2 protein-coding genes are annotated in these 2,971 nt (G+C 60.3%); both read left to right on the top strand.

The features are described 5' to 3' along the window. Positions 1–227 precede the first annotated feature (227 nt). A complete protein-coding gene (locus ACOVRJ_RS21450) occupies positions 228–1,796 on the top strand; it encodes a site-specific integrase (RefSeq protein WP_422045853.1) in 1,569 nt (522 codons plus the stop codon). A 185-nt stretch (positions 1,797–1,981) separates the two neighbouring features. Continuing rightward, complete coding sequence (locus ACOVRJ_RS21445; RefSeq protein WP_422045852.1) at positions 1,982–2,236, top strand: hypothetical protein; 255 nt, start codon at positions 1,982–1,984, stop codon at positions 2,234–2,236. Positions 2,237–2,971 lie beyond the last annotated feature (735 nt).

Raw genomic sequence — 2,971 nt, 5'->3', positions numbered from 1 at the left:
TAGCGCGCCACGTTCGGGACGTGGAGGCCGGAGGTTCGAATCCTCTCACCCCGACCAGAAATATCCTTGTAAATCAAGGACATAGAAGCCCCTGACACAGGGGCTTTTGTCTTTCTGGCGCGGCTTGGTGGCAAATTGGTGGCAATCGCTTGCCCTTCGTGCCGCCAACACGCAGGCGGATAAACCCGTTCCTTAGACCTTGCTCCTCAACAGACGGAGCAAACGTCATGGCATCCATCGAGAACCGCTCGCGGTTCAAGGTCACGGTCCAGAACCGCAACGACCTCACCCGCACCTTCACCCACAACGCCGTTAAGGCGGTGAAGGCCTATGTCGAAGAGCTGAAGATCCAGCGCTTCAAACCCAAGCTGTCGCGGCTGAACGACTCGTTCGCGGTGCGAGTGCGCCAGATCGGCTACCCCGACCAGACCCTGTTCGCGACCTCCGAAGAGGACGCCGTCGAAATTCAACAACGCGTTGAGTCCGAGCGTCGCCAAGGCCTGTTCGTCGACTACGGCAAGGGTCGCCGCTTCTCGTTCGGCGACCTGCTCGCCCGCTACCTGCGCGAGGAATCGCCGCGCCACAAGGGCTTCGAGGCCGAGGGCTACTGCATCAACGCAATCCTGGAAGACGCCGGTCTGCCCCGTGTAGACATCGCTGCAGCCTACGCCGCGCATAAAAAACCCAACCCCAGCCTGACCGGCAAGAAGTTTCACAAGCCGACGGGCAAGAAGATGCGAGAGGCGTCCGCCACCTCTCGCTTCATCCTCAAGAGCTTTGCCGACCTGGAGCCGACAGACTTCAACGACTACATCGACGAACGCTGCCAGTCCGTTGCAGCTTCGACCGTAGACCGCGAAGTGGACATCTTCTCGGCGGTATGCCGCATGGCCATCGACACTTGGCGCATCCCGGTCGCACAGAGCCCGATGTCCGGGGTCAAGCGCCCGAGCTACTTCAACGAGCGCGACCGCCGCTTGAAGGGCGACGAAGAGCAGCGTCTACTCGATGCCGCCCATGCCGAGGATGCGAAGCAGTCCATCGCAGCACGGCTCGAAGAGCTGATGGCCGCCGAGCGCGCAGCGTCGCAGGGCGCGGCGACGACCTATCAGCGCAAGGCCATCATCAACGCAGCGCGGGCCGCGTATGCGGCCGAAGCCGAAGCCACCCACGTGCACGTCCCGCTGTTCGAAACCTTCGTGAACTTCCAGCTCATGACCGGAGCCCGCCGCAGCGAGGCGCTGTCGATGACCTGGGACCGCATCGACTTCGACAACCAGACCGCCTTCATTCCCGAGTCGAAGAACGGCCGCCCCCGCAAGCTGCCGCTCCGCAAAGACCTGATCGAGCTGCTGAAGTGCCTGCCGCGCACCGGTACGCACGTGTTTCCGTTGAGCCTGGATGCCCTGCGCAAAGCATGGGCGCGCATCTGCGAAGCGGCCATCCTGGTTGGCGCCGACGACCTGCACATTCACGACTTGCGGCATGAGGCCATCTCCCGCGTGGCCGATGCCGGCGCCAAGCTCCGTGGCGGCTTCTCGCTGGTAGACCTGCAAGCGTTCTCTGGGCATCGGGATACCCGCATGCTGCTTCGCTACACCCACCTATGCACACCCAGCCTGGCCAAGCGCTTGGACGAGGCGTTCGCTGACCAGGAGCAAGTCAGTCTGCACCGTGGCCAGCGCCGGCTGAAGCAAGGTGCGTCGCTGACTATTAAGGAAGTCGTCAACGCGCCGTCCAGCGCCGAAAAGGCATGGATTAGCCCTGCTTGTGATGATTCGCGGAGTGCCGCATGAGCGGCGGCGCTCGTGAAGGCGCTGCAGCCCGACGACTAGGCAAACTTTTGAGGAGTGCTTGGGATAAGCAAGATTTGGAAGAGCGTCATTTGAGTCATCGCGCTCAACGCGACCTGCAAATGTGCCGCTTGATCTGGTTGAGACATGAGCTCCGATTGACGCGTAGAGAAATGTCGCGACGGGTCTTGCGCATCGATGAGCGCAGCGCTGAATTGCGCTGGTCTCGTTATGAAGACGGGCGGAGTCGGATCTCTCTGGATGTCATGCAGCAGATCTGCGCCAGACTGGGCATGCCGCTTTCGATCTTCATCGAGCCGCGACTGGCGCGCGTGGAATTGCATGTCCTGCTGGACGCAGTGCCGCCCTCCCGCTTTGCCGAGATTCGCCGGATTCTCCTGAGCCACCTCATACAACGGCAGCCTCCCAGTTCACTCAAGTAAGGGACAACCTCCCAAGAGTCACGCTCGATTTCCGAGCGTGACTCTTTTCTATTGCAGCGCCAACATGACGGCATGCATCAAGCTTCAAGAAAAAGTCCGTCATCGCAGGCATCGGGAGTCCCTACATGAAAGCCCATCAAGCCTTGTTGGTGCGATCTGGCACTTTGAGGGGCATTAAGGGCTCCCCTGCATCGAGTTGCGGCGAATGCTCCATGTGCTGTGACTGGCGAGGTGTGTCTGAATTGCGCAAGCCGCCGTACAGCCTTTGCAAGAACATCAATTCAAACGGGGCCGGGTGCTCTATCTATTTGGCGCGGCCTCAGTCTTGTAAGGCCTACCAATGCCTGTGGCTGTCGACGCAAACGGGCAAAGAGCCGTTGCCCTTGTCCCTGCGTCCTGACAAGTCTGGCGTCATCGTAGAGGTCGCGGATGAGCAGCGCTTGCAATTGACGCAAGTGGTCGTTGACCCTCAACGAATCGACGCATGGCGCCAGCCCGGCATCGCGCGGTTGCTGGGGGTAATCGCCGTGCTCGGGCGTCCCCTGGTGATCATGACGTCCGAGCAACGAGTTTTGTACTCAAACACGCCAGTCGTCATTCCTGACGAGCAAGTTGAGCATGAGTACTGCCGTTGACCTTGATGCGGCACCCGAACCCCAAGTACCTAAAGAGGAAGTAAATGTTGATGCCGACCGAAAACTGACCAGCTAAACCACGTAATGCCGACTGAATATT

It is taken from the genome of Roseateles sp. (genome assembly GCF_049240545.1).
Taxonomy (GTDB): domain Bacteria; phylum Pseudomonadota; class Gammaproteobacteria; order Burkholderiales; family Burkholderiaceae_C; genus Paucibacter_A.
This window is presented reverse-complemented; position numbering and strand designations above follow the sequence as displayed.

Excerpts from the sequence above, each read along its gene's own strand:
- ACOVRJ_RS21450 (WP_422045853.1), top strand. The coding sequence starts at position 228 with ATGGCATCCATCGAGAACCGCTCGCGGTTCAAGGTCACGGTCCAGAAC.